Annotated in this window: 24 protein-coding genes; 17 read left to right on the top strand and 7 right to left on the bottom strand. The window is 69.4% G+C overall.

All coding sequences use genetic code 11. From position 1 onward, the window contains the following. Position 1: 1 nt before the first annotated feature. Positions 2–889 (top strand): intradiol ring-cleavage dioxygenase, encoded by an 888-nt coding sequence (locus FBY39_RS10075; RefSeq protein ID WP_141932178.1) that lies wholly within the window; start codon positions 2–4, stop codon positions 887–889. A gap of 18 nt (positions 890–907) precedes the next feature. Here the strand turns inward: FBY39_RS10075 and FBY39_RS10070 are convergent, their stop codons facing one another. Next, positions 908–1,312, bottom strand: coding sequence for a pilus assembly protein CpaE (locus FBY39_RS10070; protein WP_141932177.1), 405 nt, complete (start codon positions 1,310–1,312; stop codon positions 908–910). A 126-nt stretch (positions 1,313–1,438) separates the two neighbouring features. Between FBY39_RS10070 and FBY39_RS16450 the strand changes: the two genes are divergently transcribed. From FBY39_RS16450 to FBY39_RS10045, 6 genes are all read left to right on the top strand, one after another. Next, positions 1,439–1,609, top strand: a complete 171-nt coding sequence (locus FBY39_RS16450; RefSeq protein WP_160133091.1) for a hypothetical protein — start codon at positions 1,439–1,441, stop codon at positions 1,607–1,609. 23 nt (positions 1,610–1,632) lie between these two features. Continuing rightward, positions 1,633–2,388 (top strand): alpha/beta fold hydrolase, encoded by a 756-nt coding sequence (locus FBY39_RS10065; protein ID WP_141932176.1) that lies wholly within the window; start codon positions 1,633–1,635, stop codon positions 2,386–2,388. Further along, positions 2,385–3,545 carry an acyl-CoA dehydrogenase family protein gene (locus tag FBY39_RS10060; RefSeq protein ID WP_141932175.1) on the top strand — a complete coding sequence of 387 codons (1,161 nt, stop codon included), beginning with the start codon at positions 2,385–2,387 and terminating at the stop codon, positions 3,543–3,545. Before FBY39_RS10065 ends, FBY39_RS10060 begins: the two co-directional genes overlap by 4 nt. 8 nt (positions 3,546–3,553) lie before the next feature. Next, positions 3,554–4,825, top strand: coding sequence for a DUF445 domain-containing protein (locus FBY39_RS10055; protein WP_141932174.1), 1,272 nt, complete (start codon positions 3,554–3,556; stop codon positions 4,823–4,825). Between the two features lie 69 nt (positions 4,826–4,894). After that, positions 4,895–5,242 (top strand): gamma-glutamylcyclotransferase family protein, encoded by a 348-nt coding sequence (locus FBY39_RS10050; protein WP_141932173.1) that lies wholly within the window; start codon positions 4,895–4,897, stop codon positions 5,240–5,242. 36 nt (positions 5,243–5,278) lie between these two features. Next, positions 5,279–5,752, top strand: coding sequence for a histidine phosphatase family protein (locus tag FBY39_RS10045; protein ID WP_141932172.1), 474 nt, complete (start codon positions 5,279–5,281; stop codon positions 5,750–5,752). Here the strand turns inward: FBY39_RS10045 and FBY39_RS10040 are convergent. Both FBY39_RS10040 and hutH read right to left on the bottom strand, forming a co-directional pair. Next, complete coding sequence (locus tag FBY39_RS10040) at positions 5,749–7,419, bottom strand: urocanate hydratase (protein ID WP_141932171.1); 1,671 nt, start codon at positions 7,417–7,419, stop codon at positions 5,749–5,751. The genes FBY39_RS10045 and FBY39_RS10040 overlap by 4 nt on opposite strands. 73 nt (positions 7,420–7,492) lie before the next feature. Then, positions 7,493–9,070, bottom strand: coding sequence for a histidine ammonia-lyase (hutH, locus tag FBY39_RS10035; RefSeq protein ID WP_141932170.1), 1,578 nt, complete (start codon positions 9,068–9,070; stop codon positions 7,493–7,495). A gap of 61 nt (positions 9,071–9,131) precedes the next feature. Between hutH and FBY39_RS10030 the strand changes: the two genes are divergently transcribed. Further along, complete coding sequence (locus FBY39_RS10030; protein WP_141932169.1) at positions 9,132–9,890, top strand: IclR family transcriptional regulator; 759 nt, start codon at positions 9,132–9,134, stop codon at positions 9,888–9,890. A 1-nt stretch (position 9,891) separates the two neighbouring features. Here FBY39_RS10030 and FBY39_RS10025 read toward each other — a convergent pair whose 3' ends face one another. Further along, positions 9,892–10,902: a LacI family DNA-binding transcriptional regulator gene (locus FBY39_RS10025; RefSeq protein WP_141932168.1), complete on the bottom strand. Its 1,011-nt coding sequence runs from the start codon at positions 10,900–10,902 to the stop codon at positions 9,892–9,894. A 155-nt stretch (positions 10,903–11,057) separates the two neighbouring features. On the opposite strand from FBY39_RS10025, the gene FBY39_RS10020 reads away from it, so the two are divergent. The 4 genes from FBY39_RS10020 (at position 11,058) to FBY39_RS10005 (ending at position 16,268) form a co-directional block, all read left to right on the top strand. Beyond that, positions 11,058–12,320, top strand: a complete 1,263-nt coding sequence (locus FBY39_RS10020; protein WP_141932167.1) for an extracellular solute-binding protein — start codon at positions 11,058–11,060, stop codon at positions 12,318–12,320. An 8-nt stretch (positions 12,321–12,328) separates the two neighbouring features. Continuing rightward, positions 12,329–13,438: a carbohydrate ABC transporter permease gene (locus FBY39_RS10015; protein WP_141932166.1), complete on the top strand. Its 1,110-nt coding sequence runs from the start codon at positions 12,329–12,331 to the stop codon at positions 13,436–13,438. Positions 13,439–13,500: 62 nt separating this feature from the next. Further along, positions 13,501–14,343 carry a carbohydrate ABC transporter permease gene (locus FBY39_RS10010; protein WP_260838066.1) on the top strand — a complete coding sequence of 281 codons (843 nt, stop codon included), beginning with the start codon at positions 13,501–13,503 and terminating at the stop codon, positions 14,341–14,343. After that, positions 14,340–16,268 (top strand): glycogen debranching N-terminal domain-containing protein, encoded by a 1,929-nt coding sequence (locus FBY39_RS10005; protein ID WP_141932164.1) that lies wholly within the window; start codon positions 14,340–14,342, stop codon positions 16,266–16,268. The genes FBY39_RS10010 and FBY39_RS10005 overlap by 4 nt, the downstream gene beginning before the upstream one ends. Positions 16,269–16,319: 51 nt before the next feature. On the opposite strand, the gene FBY39_RS10000 is transcribed toward FBY39_RS10005, so the two are convergent. Continuing rightward, a complete protein-coding gene (locus tag FBY39_RS10000) occupies positions 16,320–16,796 on the bottom strand; it encodes a YbaK/EbsC family protein (protein WP_141932163.1) in 477 nt (158 codons plus the stop codon). 71 nt (positions 16,797–16,867) lie between these two features. Between FBY39_RS10000 and FBY39_RS09995 the strand changes: the two genes are divergently transcribed. The 5 genes from FBY39_RS09995 to FBY39_RS09975 all read left to right on the top strand — a co-directional run bounded on the left by FBY39_RS09995 (position 16,868) and on the right by FBY39_RS09975 (position 22,617). Further along, positions 16,868–18,751 carry a heavy metal translocating P-type ATPase gene (locus tag FBY39_RS09995; protein ID WP_141932162.1) on the top strand — a complete coding sequence of 628 codons (1,884 nt, stop codon included), beginning with the start codon at positions 16,868–16,870 and terminating at the stop codon, positions 18,749–18,751. 128 nt (positions 18,752–18,879) lie between these two features. Then, positions 18,880–19,953, top strand: a complete 1,074-nt coding sequence (locus tag FBY39_RS09990) for a Glu/Leu/Phe/Val dehydrogenase family protein (protein WP_141932161.1) — start codon at positions 18,880–18,882, stop codon at positions 19,951–19,953. An 86-nt stretch (positions 19,954–20,039) separates the two neighbouring features. Then, positions 20,040–20,966, top strand: coding sequence for a metal ABC transporter substrate-binding protein (locus FBY39_RS09985; protein WP_141932160.1), 927 nt, complete (start codon positions 20,040–20,042; stop codon positions 20,964–20,966). After that, positions 20,963–21,724: a metal ABC transporter ATP-binding protein gene (locus tag FBY39_RS09980; protein ID WP_141932159.1), complete on the top strand. Its 762-nt coding sequence runs from the start codon at positions 20,963–20,965 to the stop codon at positions 21,722–21,724. Before FBY39_RS09985 ends, FBY39_RS09980 begins: the two co-directional genes overlap by 4 nt. Beyond that, entirely contained in the window at positions 21,721–22,617 is an 897-nt protein-coding gene (locus FBY39_RS09975; protein WP_141932158.1) for a metal ABC transporter permease, read from the top strand. Before FBY39_RS09980 ends, FBY39_RS09975 begins: the two co-directional genes overlap by 4 nt. Here the strand turns inward: FBY39_RS09975 and FBY39_RS09970 are convergent. Continuing rightward, positions 22,538–24,988, bottom strand: coding sequence for a glycoside hydrolase family 3 C-terminal domain-containing protein (locus tag FBY39_RS09970; RefSeq protein ID WP_141932157.1), 2,451 nt, complete (start codon positions 24,986–24,988; stop codon positions 22,538–22,540). The two genes, FBY39_RS09975 and FBY39_RS09970, sit on opposite strands and share 80 nt — an antisense overlap. A 67-nt stretch (positions 24,989–25,055) precedes the next feature. Then, entirely contained in the window at positions 25,056–25,523 is a 468-nt protein-coding gene (locus FBY39_RS09965) for a hypothetical protein (RefSeq protein ID WP_141932156.1), read from the bottom strand. Positions 25,524–25,984 lie beyond the last annotated feature (461 nt).

Raw genomic sequence — 25,984 nt, 5'->3', positions numbered from 1 at the left:
CATGACAGACGACGACAACCGATGGCTCGACGAGAACGGCGACCCCATCGACGAAGACCACCGCGGACTCGTCTACGACATCCGCACGCTCATCGACCGGCGCCGCATGCTCGGCATCTTCGGCGGTGCCGCCCTCACGTCCCTCCTCGCGGCGTGCGGTGCGACGACGCAGTCGAGCGGTGCCGAGAGCGGATCGAGCCCGACCGCGACCCCCTCGGCCACGGGAGGCGCGACCGCGTCGGCGAGCGCCGAGGGGACGGCATCCCTCACGGAAGTCCCCGACGAAACGGGCGGACCGTACCCCGCCGACGGATCGAACGGGGTGAACGTTCTGGACGACTCGGGCATCGTGCGCAGCGACATCCGCTCGAGCTTCGGCTCATCGACGACGGTCGCCGAAGGGATCCCTCTCACCATCGCACTCACCGTCCGAGACGCGACGACCGGCGAAGCGCTCTCGGGGCGGGGCGTCTACCTCTGGCACTGCGACCGCGACGGGAACTATTCGCTGTACAGCAACGGCGTCGAGAACGAGAACTACCTCCGCGGCGTGCAGGAGACGGATGCCAACGGCACCGTGACGTTCACCTCGATCTATCCCGCCTGCTACTCGGGGCGCTGGCCGCACATCCACTTCGAGGTCTACGAGGACACGGCGACCGCCGTCGCGTCGGGCCCCATCGTCAAGACGAGTCAGATCGCCCTCCCCGCCGAGACGAACACGGCCGTCTACGCCACGAGCGGGTACGAGCGCAGCATCAGCAACGCCTCGCGAGTGTCGCTGCAGAACGACAACGTCTTCGGCGACGACGGCGGCATCCACCAGATCGCGACCATGTCGGGGAGCGTCTCGCAGGGCTACACCGCTGCGCTGACAATCGGGGTGTAGGCAATCGGGGTGTCGGCGTCAGTCCGACCGGCTCATGAGCTCGAGGACAGCGAGCGCGTAGGCGTCGGCCGGCTCGGGGTGATCGAACGAGAGGGTCTCCCCACCGAGCACGATCTCGACGACGTGCGAGTCGGCGTCCCGCCTCAGGGCACGGAAGGTGCCGCGCAGGAGTTCGCGCAGCTGGTGCTCGTGCGGAAGCCAGAGCGCGTCTTCGAGGGCGACGGAATCCAGCGCCCATTCGGTCGTTCCGTTGAAGGCCAGGATGCTTCCGGTCGGGTAGCTGCGCGGCTCGACCGTCATCTCGCTCACGGTGAAGACATCGGCCTCGAATTCGGGTTCGTCGAGCTGGAAGCGATCTCCTGACGAGGGATGCCAGACGAGTCCGGCGGCGCGGAGGGCGAGAGCGAGGTCGGTGGAGATCACCAGGCCATTGTCCGTCTTCCCACGAGGGGTGCGGCCCGTTCGGCACGGTCGGGATCATCCTCGAGAGGTATGCGGGTCGTGCCGCAGACGGATGCCGCGAGCCGGCCGCGTTCGTAGCGTCGAAGCGTGACCACCAGCAGCATCCCCACGCACTCGACCTCCCGCTTCCCCCTCGCCGCCTTCCTTCTCGCCCTCGTCGGCAACATCGTCGTCCTCGCCGTCGTCGCGGTCGCCTTCGTCGCCGTCCTCGTGTCGGCCGTCGTGATCTTCGCGGGCGAGCTGATCGGCCTCGGGTAGGACAACCGGCCTACCCTGGAGTCATGCCGGCACCCCTCACTCTCCCCCGCCTCTCATGGGGCGATCCCGCCGCGACGCGCCGCGCACTCCTCGTCCACGGACTCGGCTCGAACGCGGCGCTCATGTGGCGGTTCGGCACGGCCCTCGCCGACGACGGATGGTACGCGCAGGCCGTCGACCTCCGTGGCCACGGGACAGCGCCTCGGGCGCTCGAGTACACGATCGCCGCGTACGCGGCCGACCTCGCGATCACGCGGCCGACGGGGGGCGGCTCGTGGGATGCCGTCGTCGGACACTCGCTCGGCGGCGCGGCGGCGACGGCGGCCGCTGCGGCGGATGCGGAGTGGACGCGACGCCTCATCCTCATCGACCCCGCGATCCATCTGCGCGAGCGCGATCGTCAGATCGTCCGCGACAGTCAGACCCGTTCGTTCGCGGATCCCACCGCGGCGGCCGTCCGGGCCGAGCACCCCACGTGGCATGAACAGGACATCGAGCTCAAAGCACTGTCGGCGCAGCAGGCGAGCCGCTGGGCGGTCGAGCAGACGAGTTCGCAGAACCCCGAGTGGGACGAGCGGGTCGCGGCATCCCGGTTGCGGGTTCCGACGCACGTCATCGCCTCCGACCCGAAGGTGTACTCCCTCGTCACACGGCGCCTCATCGAGGAGATGACGGCCAACGCGTACATCAGCATCTCGGTCGTCGCCGGAGCGGGCCATTCTCCGCATCGCGACAAGCCCGAGGACACCGTCCGGCACCTTCGGACGGCACTCGCGTGACCGCCTTCGACCCCGCCGGCCTCCTCCCCGACGACCTGCTGGCGCGCTTGCGCGAACGGGCTCCCCAGCACGATCGCGACAACACCTTCCCCGAGGCCGACCTCGCGGAGCTGAAGGATGCCGGATATCTCGCCGCCCTCGTGCCGGTCGATCAGGGCGGTGCGGGGCTCAGTCTCGCCGAGACGGCGCTCCTCCAGCAGCGTCTCGCGACGGCCGCGCCTGCGACGGCCCTCGCCGTCAACATGCACCTCGTGTGGACGGGCGTCGCGAAGGTGCTGCAGGACCGCGGCGATGACCGGCTCCGTTTCGTGCAAGACGGAGCCGTGCACGGTGAGGTGTTCGCGTTCGGGATCAGCGAGGCGGGGAACGACCTCGTGCTGTTCGGCAGCGACACCGTCGCCACACCTCTCGACGACGGCGGCTACTCCTTCAGCGGAACGAAGATCTTCACGTCCCTCGGCCCCGTGTGGACGCAGCTCGGGCTGCACGGCCTCGACACGACGAGCACCGACGCGCCGACGATGGTCTACGCCTTCGTTCCGCGGACGGACGCCGTCGTGACCCGCGACGATTGGGACACCCTCGGCATGCGGGGGACGCAGTCGAGGACGACCGAGCTGCACGGGGCGACCGCGTCCGCGGACCGCGTCGTCGCCCGGATGGCCCCGGGCCCCCAGCCCGACCCTCTCGTCTTCGGCATCTTCAGCGTCTTCGAGATCCTGCTCGCATCGGTCTACACCGGGATCGCTCGACGGGCGCTCGATCTCGCCGTCGAGACCGCACACCGCCGGACGTCCAAGAAGACGGGCTCCGCCTACAGCCAGGACCCCGACATCCGCTGGCGCGTGGCCGACATGGCGCTCGCCTACGACGCCCTGCCCCCGCAGATCGCTGCCGTGGCGCACGACGTCGACACCGCCGCCGACCACGGCGCACGGTGGTTCTCGCTCCTGAGCGGCCTCAAGCACCGCGCCGTCACGATGGCCAAGGCCGTCGTCGACGACGCCGTGCTCGTCGCGGGCGGGTCGGCGTACTTCTCCGGCTCGGAGCTGAGTCGCCTCTACCGCGATGTGCTCGCGGGCCTCTTCCACCCTTCCGACCCCGAGTCGGCCCACTCCACGGTCGCCGCCGCCTGGCTCGGCCCTCTCACGGACTGATCCCCTTCATGGCACGCACTCCCACGCACCTTCTGAGCCCCGCAGACCAGGAGCGACGCCGCGGACTCCGCCTGATGAAGGGCGTCGCCCTCGGCGCCCTCGTCTTCATGGCGATCGTCTTCGTCATCGGCTTCGCCCTCCAGCAGCAGATCCCCGCCTTCGCCTATGTGCGCGCGGCGGCGGAGGGCGGCATGGTGGGTGCGCTGGCGGATTGGTTCGCGGTGACGGCGCTGTTCCGGCATCCGCTCGGGATCCCCATCCCGCACACCGCGATCATCCCGCGCCGCAAGGACGAGATCGGTCAGAATCTGGGCGAGTTCGTCGAGACCGAGTTCCTCCGCGGCGATGTCGTGCGCACGAAGCTCGAACGCACGCCGATCGCGTCGCGCCTGGGCGAGTGGCTCGCGGTACCCGCGCACGCCGAGCGCGTCGCCGCGGAAGGATCGCTCATGGCAGCGAGCGTCCTGACGGCCCTGAGCGACGATGACGTGCAGGGCGTCATCGAAGATCTCGCCCGCGAGCACCTCATCAGTCCCGAGTGGGGTCCGCCGGTCGGCGAGTGGCTCGAGCGGCTCGTGGAGAGCGGAGCCCACCACGGCGCCGTCGATCTCGCCGCCGACACGATCGGACAGTGGCTCGCGGCCAACCGCGGTTCGTTCGCGGGGCTCGTCTCCCGCCGCCTGCCGGGCTGGGTGCCCTCGATCGCGCATCGGCTCGTCGACGACACGGTCTACAACGAGGCCGTCAAGTTCGTCGCCGCCGTGCAGGCCGACCCGGAGCATCCTGCTCGGCACGCGATCGACCAGTACCTCGCGCGCCTCGCGGTCAATCTCCAGCACGATCCGGCCACCATCGGACGCCTCGAAGACGCCAAGACCTCCGTCTTCGACAGCCCGCGCGTGCGCGAACTCGCCGCGTCGGCGTGGAACACCGCGAAGGCGGGGCTCCTCCGCTCCCTTGCCGACCAGGAGAGTCCGCTGCGTCGCCGCGCGGCATCCGCCCTCGCCGAGATCGGCCAGCGACTCCAGACCGAGCAGGCGCTCCAGCGCCGCGTCGACACGTGGGTAACGGATGCCGCAGTGTTCCTCGTCGATCGGTACCGGCACGACATCGCGTCGATCATCACCGACACCGTCGAGAACTGGGACGCCGAAGAGACGACCGAGAAGATCGAACTCATGGTCGGACGCGACCTGCAGTACATCCGTCTGAACGGAACGATCGTCGGCGCCCTTGCGGGCCTCGTGATCTACACGATCGCGCACGCGTTCCTCGGCTAACGGCAGCCGGCAGATGTCGGCGCGTGACGATCTCTTCGCTCCCGCGACTCTCGGGGTTACGCTGATCGCGTGGCAGCCGACCAGCTCCTGTTCAGCTACGGGACGCTTCAGTATCCCGAAGTGCAGCTCGACACGTTTGGGCGCCTCCTCGACAGCGAAGACGATGTCCTCCCCGGCTACACGGTCGATTACGTCGAGATCGAGGATCGTCGCGTGGTCGACCTCTCCGGAGCCTCTGTCCACCCGCTCGTGCGGGTGACGCACAGCCCGCGGGACAAGGTCATCGGCAAGGTGCTCTGGGTGACGGAGGACGAGCTCGAGGCCTCGGATGAATACGAGGTGTCGCTCTACCGTCGCGTGGCGGTACGTCTGGCGAGCGGACGCGACGCGTGGGTGTACGTGGCGAATCGGGGCTAGCGTTGCCGTGACAGCGCGCTCGGGAGGGACTTCGCCATGACGACACGACTCGTTCTCATCCGCCATGCCAAATCCGACTGGGCGGACCTCACGCTCGACGATCACGACCGGCCCCTCAACGACCGGGGTCTGCGGGATGCTCCGCGGATGGCGTCTGCGCTGGCCGCTACGGGCTTTCGTCCCGACGTGATCCTTTCCAGTACGGCGCTGCGCGCCGCGACGACGGCGGACTTCTTCAGCGGCGCGCTCGGCGTTCCCGTCGAACAGCAGGAGCGACTGTACGGCGCGCCGGCGCCCGTGCTCCTGCGTGCCGCCGCCGAAACGGACGCGCGAGCGGTCGTCGTCGTGGCGCACGACCCGGGGATGAGCGTTCTCGCCGGTGAACTGTCGAACGGCGAGATCGCCCACATGCCGACCTGCGCTGTCGCCCGCTTCGAATGGGAAGCGTCCGACTGGGACGTCGCGACGAGCATCGACCCCGACGAATGGACGTGGGAGACACCCCGCTAGAGCATCGGCACCGTGAGACCCCGTTCGCGGGCGACCTCGCGCGCGCGGTCGTAGCCCGCGTCGACGTGCCGCATGACGCCCGTGCCGGGATCGTTGACGAGCACGCGCGCGAGCTTCTCGGCCGCGAGCGGCGAACCGTCGGCGACGGTCACCTGTCCCGCGTGGATCGATCGCCCGATGCCGACGCCCCCGCCGTGGTGGATCGAGACCCACGAGGCACCGGATGCCGTGTTGAGAAGCGCGTTGAGGAGCGGCCAGTCGGCGATCGCGTCCGAGCCGTCGGCCATCGCCTCCGTCTCGCGATAGGGCGAAGCGACCGAGCCCGCGTCGAGGTGGTCGCGACCGATCACGATGGGCGCAGACAGTTCGCCCGACGCCACCATCTCGTTGAACTTCAGTCCCGCGAGGTGCCGCTCCTGATAGCCGAGCCAGCAGATCCGGGCGGGGAGGCCTTCGAAGTGCACGGCATCACCCGCCTTGTCGAGCCAGCGGACGAGCGCCGCGTTGTCGGGGAAGAGCGCCTTGACCGCTTCGTCCGTCTTGCGGATGTCCTCGGGGTCTCCCGACAGCGCGACCCAGCGGAACGGTCCGCGCCCTTCCGCGAACTGCGGGCGGATGTAGGCGGGCACGAAACCGGGGAACGCGAAGGCGCCGTCGAACCCGCCGAGCTTCGCCTCGGCGCGGATCGAGTTGCCGTAGTCGAACACCTCGGCGCCGGCACGCTGGAACCCGACCATCGCGGCGACCTGCTTCGCCATCGAACCCCGCGCGCGGGCGGTGAACCCTTCGGGATCCCGGTCGGCTTCCTCGCGCCAGCGCTCGAAGGGCACGCCCACCGGGAGGTAGGCGAGCGGATCGTGGGCACTCGTCTGGTCGGTCACGATGTCGATCGGCGTACCACGAAGCAGCAGATCGCCGAAGACCTCGGCGGCGTTGCCGACAACCCCGACCGAGACGGCTTCACGGGCGTCACGGGCTGCGACGACCCTGGCGATCGCGGCATCCAGATCCGTCGTGTACTCGTCGAGGTAGCCGTGGGCGACACGGCGCGCGAGCCGCGACTCGTCGACGTCCACGATGAGGACGGCGCCGCCGTTGAGGGTGACCGCGAGCGGCTGCGCGCCGCCCATCCCGCCGCATCCGCCCGTGAGCGTGAGGGTGCCGGCGAGGTCTGCCGTCGCCTCGTCACGGCCGTCCCGCGCGGCGAGAGACCGGGCGACGGCGGCGAACGTCTCGTACGTGCCCTGCAGGATCCCCTGGGTGCCGATGTAGATCCAGGATCCGGCCGTCATCTGGCCGTACATCGTGAGGCCGAGTTCCTCGAGACGTCGGAATTCGGGCCACGTCGCCCATTCCCCGACGAGGTTCGAGTTGGCGATGAGCACGCGCGGCGCCCACTCGTGCGTGCGGAAGACGCCGACGGGCTTCCCCGACTGGACGAGGAGCGTCTCGTCGGGTTCGAGTTCGTCGAGCGTGCGCACGATCGCGTCGAAGGCCTCCCAACTGCGCGCTGCGCGTCCCGTGCCGCCGTAGACCACGAGATTCTCCGGGTGCTCTGCCACCTCGGGATCGAGGTTGTTCATGAGCATGCGCTTGGCCGCTTCCGCGCCCCAGCTCTTCGCGGTGCGCTGCGGTCCGCGCGCGGCGCGGATGTGGCGATCGGTCATCGTGCAGCTCCTTCGTGGTCGTCGTTTCTGAGGAGATCGGCGTTTCTGAGGGCCGAAAGCGCGAGAGAGGTCCTCATGATCGCGGATCCCCTCCGTTGTGCGGGGTGACGGATGCCGCGACGCGGGCGACCTCGCCCGAACCGACGAGCTGCGCGGCGGCCTCGAGTTCGGGAGAGAGGAACCTGTCGGGTCCCGGGCCCCCGATCCCGGCGTTGCGGAGGAAGCTCCGGACGGCACCCGTGACGGGTCCAGCCTGGAGCGGCGCACGCAGGTCGAGCGCGCGCGCCGCCGTGACGAGCTCGATCGCCAGGACGCGGGAGAGCCCGTCGACGCTCCGGCGAAGCTTGCGAGCCGCCGCCCATCCCATCGACACGTGATCCTCCTGCATGGCCGAGGAGGGGATCGAGTCGACGGATGCGGGAACCGCGAGCCGCTTGAGCTCCGAGACGATGCCGGCAGCGGCATATTGGGCGATCATGAGTCCCGAATCGACACCGACCTCTTCCGCGAGGAAGGGCGGGAGCCCGTGGCTGCGCGCGGGATCCAGGGCGCGGTCGGTACGGCGCTCCGAGATGGATGCCACGTCGGCGACCGCGATCGCGAGGAAATCGAGCACGTACGCGACGGGCGCGCCGTGGAAGTTCCCGTTCGACTCGACCCGCCCGTCGAGCGTCACGACGGGGTTGTCGACCGCCGACGCGAGCTCACGGGATGCCACGAGGGCCGCGTGCGCCGCGGTGTCCCGCGCGGCACCGTGCACCTGCGGCGAGCAGCGGAGGGAGTACGCGTCCTGCACGCGCGTGCACTCGGCGGGGTCCTTGTGCGACGCGACGAGGGGCGAATCGCGCAGGGAGGCCCTCATGTTGGCCGCTGACGTCGCCTGACCGAGCTGAGGCCGGAGCGCCATGAGATCGGCGGCGAAGACGGCGTCCGTCCCCAGCTGCGCCTCGACCGACATCGCGGCGGCGAGATCGGCCGTATCGAGGAGCATCTCGATGTCATGGAGCGCGAGAAGGAGCATCCCGAGCATCCCGTCGGTGCCGTTGATGAGCGCGAGGCCTTCCTTCTCCTCGAGCACGAGTGGCGGGATCCCGGCGGCGGCGAGCGCGTCGACTGCCGACACGGTCTGGCCCGCGACGCGCACGTCGCCCTCGCCGATCGCCGCGAGCGCGACGTGCGAGAGCGGTGCGAGATCGCCCGAGCAGCCGAGGGAGCCGTACTCGCGGACGATCGGAGTGATGCCCGCGTTGAGCATGTCGGCGTAGGTCTCCACGACGACGGGGCGGACGCCCGTCCGTCCCGTCGCGAGGGTCTGAAGTCGCAGGAGCTGAAGTGCACGGACGACCTCGTCCTCGACTTCCGCGCCGGTGCCGGCCGCGTGGGAGCGGATGAGGCTCAGCTGCAGCTGCCGGCGCCGCTCGGGGGCGATGAACGTCGTTGCAAGGGCGCCGAATCCCGTCGAGACGCCGTAGTGCGGCTGCGGGTCGTCGGCGAGCGCCTCGATGAGGGCACGGGATGCCGCGACCCGGTCCATCGCGGCCCCGTCGAGCTCGATACGCGCACCGTGGCGTGCGACGGCGACGACATCGGCGGGCGCGAGCGGAACGGCACCCACGACGACGACGGGAGGAGCGGGCGGGCGCGAGGTCATGCGTCGATTCCACACGCCGGAGTTCCCCGGCGGCAGGCAGCCGTGGCATCCTGTGTCTGAGATGCCAGACAAGACGCAAGTGCCCGCGGCCGACCAGACCCTGCGGATCCTGACCTATCTCGCGAGTCAGCGAGGGCCGGTTCCGGCGCGGACGATCGCGACGGCGCTCGATCTCCCCCGCTCGACGGTGTACCACCTGCTCGCGACGCTGCAGGAGCACGCGTTCGTCGTGCACCTTCCCGAAGCGCGACGGTGGGGCGTCGGGATCGCCGCGTTCGAGCTCGCGGGCGGTTACGCGCGGCAGGAGCCCCTCGCGCGCCTCGGTCGCCCCGTGCTCGCCGACCTCGTCGACCGGGCGCACGAGAGCGCGCATCTCGCCGTCATGCACGGCCGCGATGTTCTGTACATCGTCGAGGAACGCGCGTCCCGCAGACCCGCTCTCGTGACCGACGTCGGCGTGCGCCTCCCCGCTCACCTCACGGCGACGGGGCGTGCGATGCTCGCGGCACTCCCCCGCGAGCAGGTGCGGGCGCTGTATCCGGATGCCGGCGCCTTCGCTGATCGCACGGGCCGGGGTCCGCAGCGCCCGGGAGAGCTGCGCGACGTGCTCCGCGACGCACGATCCCGCGGCTACGCCACCGAAGACGGCGAGGTGACGCTCGGCCTCCGATCGATCGGAGCGGTCGTCCGCGACCATGCCGGGTGGCCGGCCGCCGCGATCGCCGTGACGTTCACCGCCGACTCCGACGCGGATGCCGAAGCCCTCAGCGCGCTCGTGATCCACGCAGCGACGACGCTCGCCCGGCGCCTCGGCGGGTGACTCAGCGCACGACGAGCCGAGGCTCGACGAGCACGTGCGCCGCGTTCGCGCTCGCTTCGCGGGGCACGACGACCCGGCCGGTCGGCCCCATGAGCAGATCGAGCACGCCCGATGCGACCTTCTCGGGAAGCTGCTCGACGCTGGAGATCCCGAGCGCCTCGACGGCCGGCGTGTTGTCGAAGCCGTAGATGGGGAGCTCGGCCCGCCCGGCCGCCGTCGTCGCGAGGTGTGCGCCGATGGCCAGAGAGTCGCTCGCGCACACGATGGCATCGATCCGATCGTCCGACGCGATCAGGTCGGCAACGGCTGCCCGGGCGCGCCCGACGCCCTCGTCGACGGCGACTCGCGGCATCCGCAAGCCCTCCGCAGCGAGTGCGTCGCGCCACCCGCGCTCGCGGTCGTCACCCGTTCCCGAGCCGGTGGGCCAACCGAGGAAGGCGACGTGGGACCCCGCGTGGGCGAGCGCATGGCGCGTGGCCGCGGCGGTGCCGGAGGCGCCGTCGACGTCGACCCACAGGTGAGCGGGAGACGCGACGTCATCCTCGCCCCACGGTCGGCCGAACGACACGAAGGGCACTTCGTGCGCGAGAAGCCACTGCGTCCGCGGGTCGCCGTGGAAGGTGCCCGTGATGACGACGGCATCGATCTCGCCGCCGTCGGCGAGCTCGCGCATACGTTCGATCTCGTCGGTGGGGGTGCGCGCGGCGTAGAGCTGGATGCGCATGCCGCGGTCGCCGGCGCGTTCCGTGAGCGCGTGCACGAAGCGGTCCAGGACGACGCCGGAGATTCCGCCGGCGTACGGATCCAGATGGATGCCGATCGTGGAGCTCCGCCGTGTCCGCAGCTGCCGCGCCGCCGCCGAGCGTCGGTAGCCGAGCTGCGAGATGGCGTTCTCGACGCGCTCGCGGGTCGACGCCTTCACGACGGCGGGCGTGTTCAGGACGTTCGAGACGGTCTGCCGCGAGACGCCGGCGGCGAGCGCGACGTCTTCGACGGTGGGCGACTTCGCCATGCCCGCTCCTTCTCTCGACGTGGCACCTGCACTCGGACGAGGGACAGGCTAGCAACGCGCTTGACATCGGCGCATCCCGAGCTTAGTTTGTCCACGAGAGATTTTGATCGTTCAAAGTTTGATCGTTCAACCCCTTGATATCGAAGGAGATTGTCATGGCACGCAGCACGGCACGAACAATCGTCGGAATCGGTGCGCTCGCGACGGCGAGCGCTCTGGTGCTCACGGGATGCGGGTCGGGTTTCAGCGATTCGGGCGGCGGTGAGGCGGGTTCGGGCGAGCTGACCTCATCGGATGACGCGCTGACCATCCTTATCGGATCATCGGGCGACGCCGAGACCGACGCCGTCACCGAAGCCGTCGCGGCATGGTCGGCCGAGTCGGGAATCGACGCGGACGTCGTTGCGGCGAGCGACCTGTCGCAGGAGCTGTCGCAGGGATTCGCCGCAGGGTCGCCGCCCGACCTGTTCTACCTCGCTCCTGAAGCGCTGGCCGGCTACGCCTCCAACGGATCGCTCACTCCCTACGGCGATCTGCTGTCCAACAAGGACGACTTCTACCCGTCGCTCGTGTCCAACTTCACGTACGAGGACGAGTTCTACTGCGCCCCCAAAGACTTCTCGACCCTCGGGCTCATCATCAACACGCGTCTGTGGGAGGCCGCGGGCCTCACCGATGCGGACATCCCCACCACCTGGGATGAGCTGGCATCCGTCGCTCAGACCCTGACAGCCGACGGCGTGACGGGTCTCGCCTTCGGCGCGGAATACCAGAGGGTCGGCGCATTCATGGCACAGGCCGGCGGCTCTCTCGTGAGCGAGGACGGGACCGAGGCGACGGCGGACAGCCCCGAGAACCTCGAGGCGCTCACCTTCGTCAAGGAGCAGCTCGCCTCGGGAACGTTCGGCTACGCGACGATCGACCTCGGCGCGGGCTGGGGCGGCGAGGCCTTCGGCAAGGAGCAGGCGGCGATGGTGATCGAGGGCAACTGGATCACGGGCGCCATGGAGAACGACTTCCCCGCCGTCGAGTACATCGTGGCGGAGCTCCCCGCCGGACCGGCGGGCCAGGGCACGCTGCAGTTCACGAACTGCTGGGGTATGGCCGCTGACAGCCCGAACCAGGAAGCCGCCCTCGACCTCGTGGAGTACCTCACGAGCACGGAGCAGGTTCTCGCCTTCTCGGATGCCTTCGGCCCCATGCCTCCCGTCGAGTCCGCCGCCGATCAGTGGACCTCTGACAACTCCGAGCTCGCGGCGTTCCTCGCGGCAGCGGACTACGCGCAGGGAGTCCCGACCAACGACGGCATCGCGGCGGTCATCTCCGACTTCAATGCGGCGCTCGAGAACCTGAAGGCGGCTGACCCGCAGCAGATCCTCGACACCGTCCAGTCCAACACCGAAGCCGTCGTGGGCTGAGTCGACGCATGACTGCACTGGCTACGGCGCCGCGCCGCGACCGCAGACCCCGCTCGGGTCTGCGGCGCGGCGAGACGCTGGCGGGATGGGTCTTCACTCTCCCGGTACTCGTCATCCTGGGCGTCTTCCTTCTGGTGCCCGTGCTGATGGCGCTGTGGGTGAGCTTCTCGGACTGGTCCGGACGCGGCAGCCCCTTCGCACCCGGTGTCGGCTTCGTGGGCCTGGAGAACTACGCCGCCATCACGACCGACGGCGGCCTTCCGACCCGTGACTTCGGCACCTCGCTCCGCAACAACGCGTGGTACGTGCTGCTCGTCGTTCCGCTGCAGACGGCGCTCTCGCTCTTCCTCGCCGTCCTCGTCAATCGGGCGGTCCTGCGCGGGCGCGGCGTCTTCCGCACGGCGTTCTATTTTCCCTCGGTGACTTCGTCGGTCGCGATCACCGTGCTGTGGCTCTTCCTCTTCTCCGCGACGGGCGCCGTCAACGAGATCCTCTCGTGGGTCGGGATCAACGGGCCGAACTGGTTCAACGACCCGACCGGCATCGTGCACAACTTTCTCGGTGCGTTCGGCGTCACGAGCGGACCGGACGCGCTCACCGAGAACGGGTTCCTGGGCGTCACGTTCTGGAACTGGCTCGCGGGGCCCTCCGTCGCAATGACGGCCCTCATCTTCATGGCGGTCTTCACGACGAGCGGAACCTTCATGCTGCTGTTCATCGCGGCGCTCCAGAACCTCGGCGGCGATGTCGAGGAAGCGGCGATGATGGACGGCGCGAACGCGTGGAAGCGGTTCTGGAAGGTGACCCTCCCGCAGCTCCGGCCGACGCTCTTCACCGTCCTGACCCTCGGTCTCATCGGATGCTGGCAGGTCTTCGACCAGATCTACACGGGCACGCAGGGCGCGCCCGGCAAGACGACGGTCACCCCTGCCTACCTGTCCTACTCCTCCGCCTTCCTCGGTCAGGACTGGGGCCAGGGCGCCGCGATCGCCTTCATCCTCTTCGCGATCATCGTGTTCTTCACGATCTTCCAGCGCTGGGTGCTGCGCGAGCGGCCCGTGTCTCGTCGCCGCGCCCGCCAGTACGAAGTGCGCCCGACCGGAAGGAGCATGCGATGACCGGCACGACGCTCACCGAGGCCGAGATCCTCGCGTCGACCTCGACGCGGCGGAAGCCCTCGATGAGGCGGTGGCGGAGCCGGACCGTGACCTGGCAGATCGCGCTCTACGCGCTTCTCATCGTGCTCGCCCTCATCTACATCTCGCCGTTCCTCATCCAGATCTCGACCTCGTTCAAGACGGATGCGGACGCGGCGTCCAACCCCGTCTCGCTCATCCCGCAGACGTGGTCGGCCGCCGCCTATGAACGGCTGTTCCTGCGCAGCGACTTCCCGCTGTGGTTCGCCAACTCCGCCGTCGTGACGATCTGCGTGACGCTCGGCCGCGTCTTCTTCTGCTCACTCGCGGGCTATGCCCTCGCGCGACTTCAGTTCCGGGGTCGCGGCGTCATCTTCGCGGGTGTCGTGGCCGTCATGGCGGTCCCCGCCGTCGTGCTGCTGATTCCGAAGTTCCTCGTCATCAATCAGCTCGGCATGTACGACTCGTATGCGGGCATGATCGTGCCGCTCCTCGTCGACGCGGCCGGGGTCTTCATCATGAAGAACTTCTTCGAGTCGATCCCCGTGTCGGTCGAAGAACAGGCCCGCATCGACGGGGCCGGGAGCTTCCGGGTCTTCTGGTCCGTCGTGCTGCCGATGGCGCGCCCCGCGCTCATCACGATCATCATCCTGTCGTTCCAGGGCTCGTGGAACGAGCTGGCCCACTTCATCGTGTCGACGCAGTCCCCCGAGCTGACGACGCTCACGAAGGGCGTCGCCCGCTTGGCATCGGGTCAATTGAGCCAGGGAACGCAGTACCCGCTCAAGCTCGCCGCCGCCCTCATCATGACGATCCCCGTCGCCGTCCTTTTCTTCATCTTCCAGCGGCGCATCATGAACGCCAGCGAAGGAGCAGTCAAAGAATGACCCTCGAATCCCCTCGATCCGAGCCCCTCCAGCCCTTGCTCGACGACGCCGTGACGGTACTGCGAGCGCCGACGCAAATGTGGTCGGGCGACACGGGCGACCTCGGCGGTACCGCCATCGACGGCGTCTTCCACGGTGACGTCCGTCACGTGCGGAGTCTCGAGCTGTCGTGCGCCGATTCGCCGATCGAATGGATCTCCGTCGCTCCCGACGGCCCGTCGCGCGTCGTGTTCGGGGGTCTCCTGCGCGGGATCGACGATCGCTCTCCCGACCCCAAGGTGCGGCTCCTGCGCGAGCGGGTCGTCTCCGCCGGGTCGGTCGTCGAGACGCTGAGGCTGCACTCGGCCCTCCCGGACGCGGTCACGACGACGCTCTCAGTGCGGCTCGGCCTCGATTTCGCCTCGCTCCACGACGTCAAGTCCGGTGTATCGGAACCGGTCCCCCACGACGTGGACGTGACGGATGCCGCGGTGACAGTCACCGCCACGGCGGGAGATCAGCGCCTCACGATCCGGGCCCCGGGTGGGCGCGTCGAGCGCGACGGCGACGACGTCGTGGCGAGTTGGCGGGTCTCCGTGCCCGCGCGGGGGGTCGCTCAGGTCGCGTTCGAACTCGACCTGCGCGACACGACGCTCGTCGTCCGGGCGGCCGGCACAGCGCGCCCCTGGGCGGAGGTTCCGGCGGAAGTGCCCCCGGCATCCGGGTCCGACCCGCGCATCGCGCGCTGGATCGACGTCGCCCTCGGCGACCTCGACGCGCTGCGACTCGCGCTTCCCGACCATCCCGGCGACGAGTTCTTCGCCGCCGGGGTGCCCTGGTTCCTGACCCTCTTCGGCCGGGACTCGATCTGGGCTGCGCGCCTCGCGCTGCCGCTCGACACGCGGATGGCCGCCTCGACGCTCCGGGTGCTCGCGCGCCTGCAGGGAGACCGGCACGACGACGACACGGCGCAGGAGCCCGGCAAGATCCTCCACGAACTCCGCGCGACCGCCCTGGAGATGCCGGGCGAGGGGATCGCCCTCCCGCCGCTCTACTACGGGAGCGTCGACTCGACGCCGCTGTGGGTGTGCCTCCTCGCCGACGCGTGGCGGGCCGGAATGCCCGACGCCGAGGTGCGCGCGCTCCTGCCGAACCTCATGGCTGCTCTCCGCTGGATCATCGAGCACGGCGACAGCGACGGCGACGGATTCCTCGACTACATCGACCGCACGGGCCGAGGCCTTGCCAACCAGGGGTGGAAGGATTCAGGCGATTCGATCCAGTGGCGTGACGGCACTCTCGCCGAGGGACCGATCGCTCTGTGCGAAGTGCAGGGGTACGCCTACGAAGCGGCCCTCGCGGGTGCGGAGATCCTGGAGTCCTTCGATGCCGGCGCCGACCTCTCTCCGCAGGCGCTCCGGACGTGGGCGGCGGATCTGCGCGCCCGCTTCGCGAAGTCCTTCTGGATCACGACGCCCGAAGGCCGCTATCCCGCCGTCGCGCTGGATCGGGACAAAAAGCCCGTCGACACGTTGACGAGCAACATCGGCCATCTTCTCGGAACGGGCATCCTCGACGCCGACGACGAGCGGGCGATCGCCGACCTGCTGCTGGGGTCATCGATGTCGAGCGGATACGGCATCCGGACCATGTCGACGGATGCCGCAGGATACTGGCCGCTTTCGTATCACGGCGGCAGCGTCTGGACGCACGATACGGCCATCTGCGCGCACGGCATGCGCCGAGCGGGACTCACGGATGCCGCACGCCGGGTCGTCGACGGACTGCTCGACGCGGCCGAGGGATTCGCCTACCGCCTACCGGAGCTGCACTCGGGCGATCCGCGGTCGGCCACGAGCCGTCCGACGCCCTACCCTGCGGCATGCCGGCCGCAAGCCTGGTCGGCGGCCGCTGCCGTCACGGCGCTGACGATCCTCGGCGACTGACCGGCGGGGCTGACCGCCGCATCCGCCCGTCCGTCCGTCCGCGTGGGAGCCTCAGTCGACCTTGGCGACCGTGCCACCTGTGAGGGCGACGAGCTCGTCGAACGTCAGCGGAAACACCGTATGCGGCGTGCCGCCCGCCGCCCAGATCTCGTCGAAGTTCGCGAGGTCCTCGTCGACGATCGTCGTGAGACGTGACGGATGCCCCGTGGGGGCGACGCCGCCGATCGCCTGACCAGTCGCTGAGCGCACCTGATCGACCGTGGCCCTCACGATGCTCCCACGACCCAGGCGGTCGGCGAGCGCGGCGGTGTCGACGCGGTGGGCTCCGCTCGTCATGACGAGGAGCGGCTCGTCGTCGGACCAGAAGACGAGGCTGTTCGCGATCGCACCGACCTCGATGCCGAGCGCCGCCGCCGCGAGCGCGGCAGTCGAGGCGGCATCCGGAAGGACGACGATCTCTCCCGTGATGCCGGCCGCGCGAAGCGAATCCTGAACGAGCTGACTCCGTGGATGCAGGGGGACTGTCACATCCCCAGCCTATGACGCACCACGCCCGCGAACCGCTTGGCACAGGGCGGTCCGGCGGCCATGCTGAGCACATGCGATTGCTGCGCAGTCTCGTGCGGTACCCCGTCATCACGGCGACGGTCGCCGTCGGTGTGGCGGTCTTCGTGCTCGACGCGACCGGACTCGAGGGCGCGAGCCGGTGGTTGGCCACCCTCTATGTGAGCGCCATCGTCGTCTGGACGCTCATCGGCATGATCCGCGACGTCATCCGCGGGCACATCGGGCTCGACGTGCTGGCGGTCGTCGCGATGGTCGCGACGCTCGCGGTCGGTGAGTACGTCGCATCCCTCATCATCGTGCTCATGCTCTCGGGCGGCGAGGCGCTCGAGGACTTCGCCGCCCGTCGCGCGCGGCGGGAGCTCACCGCGCTCCTCGATCATGCGCCCCAGATCGCGCATGTCATCGTGCACCCGACGGATCCGGAGAGCGACGAGACGCAGGATGCCGCGGCGGACGACGTCGTCGTGGGCGACGTGCTCCTCGTCCGCCCGTCGGAGGTGATCCCCGTCGACGGCGTGCTCGAGAGCGCATCGGGTTCCTTCGACGAGTCCTCGCTCACGGGCGAGAGCCTCCCGGTGTCGCGATCGCGCGGCGACGAGGTGCTCTCCGGGGCGGTGAACGGGTCGCGCGCCATCCGGATGCGCGCGACGCGCCGCAGTGCCGACAGCCAGTACCAGCAGATCATCGCTCTCGTTCGGGATGCCGAGGAGTCCCGCGCTCCCGTCGTGCGGCTCGCCGACCGGTTCGCAGTCCCCTTCACCGCCGTTTCGCTCGTCATCGCGGGCGCCGCGTGGGGACTCTCCGGCGACCCGACGCGGTTCGCCGAAGTGCTCGTTCTCGCAACACCCTGTCCCCTTCTCATCGCGGCGCCCGTCGCCTTCCTCGGAGGTCTGTCGCGCGCCGCGAAGGCCGGCGTCATCGTCAAGGGCGGGGCCGTCATCGAGCAGCTGGCCCGCGTGAGGTCCGCGGCGTTCGACAAGACCGGGACCCTCACGCGTGGACACCCCGAGCTCATCGACGTCCGGGCCATGACGGGCTTCGACGCCGACGAGGTGCTCGCCCTCGCGGCATCCGCAGAGCAGTATTCGAGTCACGTTCTCGCCGAAGGGATCCGCCGGGCCGCCGACGAGCGGAGCCTTCCGCGCCATGCCGCGACCGAGGCGAGCGAAGTGGCCACCAACGGAGTCACGGCCGTCATCGAGGGGCGGACCGTCGTGGTCGGGAAGCCCGCGTACGTGGCGTCGATCGCGCCGGACGCCGAGCGTGCGACCCTCGGACCGGGGCATGCCGCGGCCTACGTCGCCGTCGACGGTCGCTTCGCCGGCGTCCTCGTCCTCGCCGACGACCCGCGCCCCGAAGCACCCGCCGTCGTGTCGTGGCTGCGCGAGAACGGCATCGAGCGCATCGCGATGCTGACGGGTGACACGCGCCCGACGGCCGAGGCGATCGCGGCGCAGGTGGGGATCACCGACATCCACGCAGAGCTCCTCCCCCGCGACAAAGTCCACCTCGCCGCCGAGATGCGTCCGCGTCCCGTCCTGATGGTGGGAGACGGCGTCAACGACGCTCCCGTCCTCGCGGCGGCGGACATCGGCATCGCGATGGGCGCGAAGGGCTCGACCGCCGCGGGGGATGCCGCGTCGGCCGTGATCCTGGCGGACTCGCTGTCGAAAGTGGTCGAAGCCGTCGCGATCGGGCGCGACACCCTCCGCGTCGCGTACACCGCGATCTGGATCGGCATCGCGCTCAGCATCGGTCTCATGCTCGTCGCGACGACGGGTCTCATCCCCGCCGTCGCCGGCGCGCTCGTGCAGGAGCTCGTCGACCTCGCCACGATCCTCTATGCGCTTCGCGCGCTCACCGGGAGGCTTCCTCAGACTGCGCACGCCCAGCCGCGCGCGGAGGTCGCCGCCTGAGCGATCTGCGCAACCCCGCGTGGCACGGTTGTCGCTGGGCCTCGCCGGGTGATCCAATGGTGGCGGATGCCGCAAAGCCGCGGCGTCCGTAGCGCTCAGCCCACAAGGCCTGCTGAAGGAAGACCGTGATGACTCCGTCTCTGCCCCTGCCCGATGTCACCCACGAGCGCGTGGAGGTGATCACGGGACGACGGAGCGGACTCTTCATCGCCGTCGCCCTGCACTCCTCCGTGCTCGGCTCCGCCCTGGGCGGTGCGCGCCTGTGGACCTACCCGCACTGGAGCGACGCCCTCGGCGACGTCCTGCGCCTGTCCGCCGCGATGACCCTCAAGAACGCCGCCGCGGGACTCGACGCGGGCGGTGGCAAGGCCGTCATCGCGCTCCCCGAGGGGACGGTGCTCGACGCCGATCGCCGACGTGCGGCCTTCCTCGATCTCGGCGACGCGGTCGAGTCGCTCCACGGCCTGTACCGCACGGCGGAGGACGTCGGATCGACGACGGAGGACATGCTCGTCGTGCGCGAGCGCACGGAGCACGTCGTGGGTCTCCCCGACGCGGTCGGAGGGTCGGGTGAACCGGCCGGTCCGACAAGTCACGGTGTCTACGAGTCGCTGCGCGCGACCCTCGAGAAGGTCACGGGCTCGGCCGACGTATCGGGCCGTCGCATCACGATCTCGGGCCTCGGGCAGGTCGGCAGCAGACTCGCCGTCCGCCTCGCCGCGGAGGGCGCCGTTCTGACGGTGACCGATGTCAATCCGGCCAAGCGCGATCTCGCACTCGACCTCGGTGCGCGGTGGACGATGCCCGGCGAGGAGCATCTCGTTCCCGCCGATGTCTTCGTGCCGGCCGGGATCGGCGGGATCCTGACCGACGAGGTCATCGATGCCCTCGACGCCGCCGCCGTCTGCGGCCCCGCGAACAATCCCCTCGCGTCGCACGAGGGCGCCGACCGGCTGGCGGGTCGTGGCATCCTCTACGCGCCCGACTTCGTCGTCAACGCGGGCGGCGTCATCTACCTCGACCTCGAAGCGAAGGGCATCGGCACGCGCGCCGAGACGATGGAGCGTGTCGCGGCGATCGGCGACACACTCCGCCGGATATTCGCCGAGGCCGATGCCCGCGGAGTCACGCCTCTCGCAGCGGCAGAGGGGCTCGCAGCCGAGCGTCTCACCGCCGGACGCGAGCCCGCCCTCTCGCACTGACCGCTCACGGATGCCGCGGCCCACCCGAGCCGCGGCATCCGTGCGTCTCCGTTGCATCCCCTCACGAGAGGAGTAGATTTTTCGGTATGCCGAAAAATCTCCTCGCAGCAGTCACCGCGCTCGTCGTCGCGGGGACGCTGCTGACGGCGTGCGGCGCGAAGACAGGCGAGGATGACGCCGCCAAGGGCGACGCACCTGTCGTCCTGACGACGTTCACGGTCCTCGCCGACATGGCACGCGTCGTCGGGGGCGACGACGTCCGCGTCGAGTCGATCACGAAGGTCGGCGCCGAGATCCACGGCTACGAACCGACGCCGCGCGACATCGCCCGGGCATCCGAAGCCGACCTCATCCTCGACAACGGACTCGGGCTCGAGGCGTGGTTCGAGCGGTTCGTCTCGTCGATCGACGTGCCCCACGTGGTCGTGTCCGACGGGGTCGAGATCATCGACATCGCTGCCGATGCCTACGCGGGTCTTCCGAACCCGCACGCGTGGATGAGTCCGCGTAATGCGATCGTCTACGTCGAGAACATCGTCGAGGCTCTCAGCGACCTCGCGCCGGAGCATGCGTCGGCATTCGCGGACCGGGGAGCGGCCTACATCGACGAGCTGCGGACGATTCAAGACGAGCTCGTCGCAGCCGTGTCGGAGCTTCCCGACAACCATCGCGCGCTCGTCACGTGCGAGGGCGCGTTCTCGTATCTCGCCCGCGACGCGGGTCTCACAGAGCAGTACATCTGGCCCGTCAATGCCGAGCAGCAGGCGACGCCGCAGCAGATCGCGGAGACCATCGAATTCGTCCGCGACAACGACGTCCCCGCCGTCTTCTGCGAGTCGACCGTCTCCGACAGGCCGATGCAGCAGGTCGTCGAGGCGACGGATGCCGAGCTCGGCGGCATCCTGTACGTCGATTCCCTCTCCGAAGCCGACGGCCCCGTCCCGAGCTATCTCGATCTCCTGCGCTACGACGCCGAACTCATCGCCGACGCGCTCGCGGGGAGCAGCCGATGACCGCCGCGATCGACGTGCGCGACGTCACGGTCCACTACGGCGATGTCGCGGCACTCCGCGACGTGACCGTGCGGATCGACCCCGGACGCATCACGGCCCTCATCGGTACCAACGGATCGGGCAAGTCGACGCTCTTCAAGACCATCATGGGGATGCTGCGGCCCGACCGGGGATCGGTCCTCCTCGACGGCGCCTCCCCTGCCTCCGCCCGGCGCCGCGGACTCGTCGGATACGTTCCGCAGAGCGAGGAGATCGACGGGGCGTTCCCCGTCTCTGTGCGCGATGTCGTCATGATGGGCCGCTACGGTCGGCTCGGTATCACGCGACGTCCGCACGCCGCCGACCACGCGGCCGTCGCCGAGGCGCTCTCACGCGTCGAGCTCACCGACCTCGCCGACCGCCAGATCGGCGCTCTGTCGGGCGGTCAGCGCAAGCGGGCGTTCGTCGCGCGGGGCATCGCGCAGGATGCCCGCATCCTCTTGCTGGACGAACCGTTCGCGGGGGTCGACCGCCCCTCCGAGGCGATGATCGTGCGGCTCCTGCGGGACCTCGCGGGCGAAGGGCGCACGATCCTCGCCTCGACGCACGACCTCGTCGCGCTTCCTCGCCTCGCCGACGAGGCCGTGCTCCTGCAGCGAAGCGTCATCGCGCAGGGACCGGTCGCCGATGTGCTCGCTCCCGAGACGCTCGCGCGCGCCTTCGGCGCCCCCGAAGCCGAACCCGGGGCCGGACCCGAATTCGACGGGAGTGCATCGTGAACGTCATCGATCTGCTCCTCGAACCGCTGCAGTACGACTTCATGCTCCGCGCGCTCGCGGCGACGATCCTCGCTGCGGTCGTCTGCGCCCTGCTGTCGTGCTGGCTCGTCCTGATCGGCTGGTCGCTCATGGGCGACGCCGTCTCGCACGCCGTTCTCCCGGGCGTCGTGCTCGCCTACATCGTCGGCGCGCCGTTCGCGATCGGAGCGCTCGTGTTCGGGTTCCTGGCCGTCGCGCTCATCGGGGCCATCCGCAACACGAGCAGAGTGAAAGAGGATGCCGCGATCGGCATCGTCTTCACGACGCTCTTCGCCCTCGGACTCGTGCTCATCTCGGTCACTCCGAGCCAGACCGACCTCGGGCACATCGTCTTCGGGAACGTCTTGGGGGTCTCCCCCGCCGATCTCGTGCAGATCGCGATCCTCGCGGCGATGGCACTCGCGATCCTCCTGCTCAAGCGCCGCGACCTGACCCTCTTCGCGTTCGATGCGACGCAGGCGTTCGCGATCGGGCTCAGTCCGCGTCTCCTGAGCGCGCTCCTCCTGGGCCTCATCGCGCTGACGGCCGTCGTGTCGCTGCAGGTCGTCGGCGTCGTTCTCGTCGTCGCGATGCTCGTGATCCCCGGTGCGACCGCTCACCTTCTCACGGATCGCTTCGGACGGATGCTCGTGATCGCCCCCGTGCTGTCGGCGTCGAGCGCCGTCGTCGGCATCTATCTGAGCTACTGGCTCGATGCGGCATCCGGGGGTCTCGTCGTGCTCGTCCAGGGGACGGTCTTCGCCCTCGTCTACGCCTTCAGCCCCCGCCACGGACTCATCGGGCGGGCGGCCTCTGCCCGGCGGCGGCGCGCGCGAATCGCTCGCGACTCGCGCGTTCCCTTTGACGTCCGCTGACGAGCGCCCGGACGAGCGCGACGAAGCCGCCGCCGACCCGACCGTTGGCGATCGTGATGACGGCATCCGTCGCCTCTCGCGTCACGGCACCGCCCGTCATCTTGTTGAACGCCCGGAAGGGTGCGTAGTAGATGAAGAGGGTCGTGATGTCGGGATGCGGCAGACCGTCGGCGGCGCGCTTCGCACGCTCGAGGAAGCCGAAGGCGAATCGAACGAGACGGGAGGGCGACCGCCCGACGAGGTCGAGCGGGGAGTTGTAGCCGTACGGCGGCACGTGCCACTCCGGTGCGGGGATCGGGTGTCCGAGGAGCGCCTCGAACGCGGCATCCGAGACGTCGCGCACGTCCGCCGTCACGTACGGTTCGAGCGCGGGATCGATCTGCCGCGGCGCGATGGTTCCCTCGACATCGAGGTTCGCCGCGAGCGGAAGGTCGCCGCTGTGCGGGCCGACGAGGATCTCATACTCCCCCGTCTCGACCTGCCACGCCGACGTCTCGACGTCGTAGACGCGGAACGTCCGCTCACCGAAGGGGATCTCGACGGTCGTCTGCTCCCCCGGCGCGAGCTGCAGCTTCACGAACCCCTTGAGCTCGATCGCGGGACGGAGGAATCCGCTCGGGGACGACCGCCGCACGTAGAGCTGGGCCACCTCGGAACCCTCGACGGGGCCGGTGTTGGTGACGGTGAAGCGCGCGAACTCCTCGGTGACCGACAGGTCTTCGTAGGCGAAGCTCGTGTAGCTGAGGCCGAACCCGAAGGGGAACGCCGGCGTGACGCCCGCCGACGCGTGGTGGCGGTAGCGCACGAAGGGGCCCTCGCGATACTCGGCCGTGCGATGGTCGGACGGGAAGCGGCGGGCCGTCGCGTCATCGGCGAGGGCGACGGGGAGTGTCTCGGCGAGCCGGCCACCCGGATTGACGACCCCCGTGAGGACGTCCCACGTCGCGAGGGCGCCGGCCTGGCCGCCGAGGTAGGTGTGCAGGACGGATGCCGTCAGCTCGATCCACGGCGTCTCGATTGCGCCCCCACCGGCGAGGACGACGACGATCGGAATGCCCGTCTCGGCGAGCGCGCGCAGGAGCTGCACCTGGACGGCCGGGAGCGCCAGGTGGCGGCGATCGATCCCCTCCGACTCGTCGGCTGCGGGGAGGCCGAGCGCGAGGACGACGACGTCGGCCGTGCGCGCAAGAGCGACCGCCTCGGTGATGAGCGCGTCGTCCGGCAGGTCGTCGAGGCGGAAGCCCTCCGCGAAGCCCGCGAGTGTCAGTTGAGTCTGGACGATGGCATCCCGCAGTGTCGGAAGACGCGTGGGATTGACGATCGACGAGCCCGCGCCCTGGTACCGGGGTCGCTCGGCGAACGCTCCGATGAGTGCGACGCTCGTCCCCGCCGCGAGCGGGAGCGTCGCGTTCTCGTTCCGGAGCAGGACGGCTCCCTCGGCGGCGGCGCGTCGGGCGAGCGCGTTCGCTCGCGGCTCGTCGAACGGGTCGGGGTCTCGGGGAGCCGTCACGCGATCGACGAGGGTGAGCAGCTCATCCACGCGGGCGTCGAGGTCGGCAGGGTCGAGGCGCCCCGCGCGGACGGCCTCGACGATGGCATGGGCCGAGTCGAACCCGGGCGACGGCATCTCGATCGTTCCGCCGGACGCAACGGATGCCACGGGATCGTCGGCGCCACCCCAGTCCGACACCACCAGCCCGTCGAAGCCCCACTCGTCTCGCAGAATGTCGATGAGCAGGTGACGGTTCTCGTGCGAATACGTTCCGTTGACGAGGTTGTACGCGGTCATGAGCGCCCACGGCCGTGCGTCGCGGACGACGATCTCGAACGCCGTCAGGTAGACCTCGCGGAGCGTTCGCTCATCGACGATCGAGTCGGAGACGAGACGGCGGAGTTCCTGACTGTTGGCAGCGAAGTGCTTGGGCGTCGCGGCGACACCCGTCGACTGGATGCCGCGAACGTAGGCAGCGGCGAGGCGTCCCGACAGCTCGGGATCTTCCGAGAAGTACTCGAAGTTGCGTCCGCCGAGGGGGCTCCGCTTGATGTTGAGTCCGGGGCCGAGAAGCATGTGCACGCCGCGCGACGCGGCATCCTGTCCGAGGGCCGTGCCGATCTCTTCCGCGAGCTCTTCGTCCCAGCTGTTCGCGACGGTCGCGGCCGTGGGAAAGCACACGGCCGGGTCGCTCTCTCCGAGTCCCAGATGGTCGGCGTCGCCGCGCTGCTTCCGCAGGCCGTGTGGGCCGTCCGACATCCACAGCCGCGGGATCCCCAGGCGCGGTATGCCGCGGGTCTCCCACACGTTCGCACCGCTCAGGAGCGCTGCCTTCTCGAAGAGGGTGAGCTCCGCGAGCGTGTGGGAGTGGTCGGTCACTCCGACATTCTCTCGCGCGAGACGGCGCGCGAGAGAGTGCCGCCAAACTCCTGCAACCCGCGAGCGGCTACGCGGCCGACCGGTCGTCGACGCGGCGGCGCCGACTCATGGTGAGTACGAAGAACCCGACCCCAGCGATGGCCAGCCCGGGAAACACCCCCACACCGGGGTTTGTGTCTGCGGTGGACCACGCCCAGGTGAAGCCTCTATCGAACACCGGGTTGAAGATCACGATGACGACCGCACCGACAGCGAACCATCGTCGATTCGAGCTTAGGCACACACCGACAATGAGCATCACGATTGCAATCGTCCAGACCAAGCCGCTGCGATTGAACTGCTCGCTGCTGGAGATCAGTTCTAGGCAGGCAGCCCTGTCCGGATCGCCCCCGAGGCACGGCGTCCAAGAGGCGAGAGCACCGAGCCCGGCTGCTGCACCCCACACGACGAGCATGGCCCCGAAAAGCATGTCGACAGTGGCGGTCTTCTGCCACCGAGCAGATGGTCCCGCGCCGACTGGCCTGACGATCGCCATGGCAGGAGCGTACCAGTGACGGAAGCAGATTATTCCTGGCTAAGGGGTGATTTTTCGGATGCCACTCCGCCCGCGACGGGTGATACGACGGATCAAGAAAGTCTCAGCTCAGCCGCGATGCTCCGGGACATCGCCATGAATTGCAATGCCGGGTGTGCATCTGATTGCGAGCCTGGCTCACAGGCGTTTCCACCGCTCACGCCACATCTGGAGAACTTCATGCCAGCACGGGGACTATCGAAACTGCGTCGCAGTCGCGGGACAACATTTGTTGGGTATCCGCTCTCTTGACCGCTTCGCTCGTTCTCGGAGCCGCACCTGCTCAGGCGGAACCTTGTAGCACCTGGAACTGCGGGCAGATCACGAATCTCGCGACATCTTCCCGAGCCGTGCGAGTTTCAGACAACATCCCTGCCAGCAATGGCAACGTGGTCTCTCTGTCGGCTGGGCGAAGCGCGTCC

The sequence above is a fragment of the Microbacterium sp. SLBN-146 genome (genome assembly GCF_006715145.1).
Lineage (GTDB): Bacteria > Actinomycetota > Actinomycetes > Actinomycetales > Microbacteriaceae > Microbacterium.
The sequence above is the reverse complement of the archived record's forward strand: the minus strand, read 5'-3'. Positions and strand labels throughout refer to the sequence as shown.